1 pseudogene is annotated in these 273 nt (G+C 65.9%); it reads left to right on the top strand.

Annotation, left to right across the window (positions count from 1 at the left end):
- Nucleotides 1–273, top strand: a pseudogene (locus SB822_RS57085) (hypothetical protein); the annotation flags it as partial.

Genomic DNA, 273 nt, shown 5'->3' with positions numbered 1-273 from the left:
GCCAGCATCAAGTCGACCGCCCCGCTCGCCCTGCCGGCGGCGATCAGCGAAGTGGAGGCGCTGGCCAAGATCCGCGCCATCGCCGACAGGAACCAGGTGTTCCGCAGTTTCATCGGCCAGGGCTACTACGGCACCCACACGCCGAACGTCATCCTGCGCAACATCCTCGAGAACCCGGCGTGGTACACCGCCTACACGCCGTACCAGGCGGAGATCTCGCAGGGCCGCATGGAAGCGCTGATCAATTTCCAGACCCTGTGCGCCGACCTGACC

The organism is Paraburkholderia sp. SIMBA_054, assembly GCF_046534875.1.
GTDB classification, from domain to species: Bacteria; Pseudomonadota; Gammaproteobacteria; order Burkholderiales; family Burkholderiaceae; genus Paraburkholderia; species Paraburkholderia hospita.
This window is presented reverse-complemented; position numbering and strand designations above follow the sequence as displayed.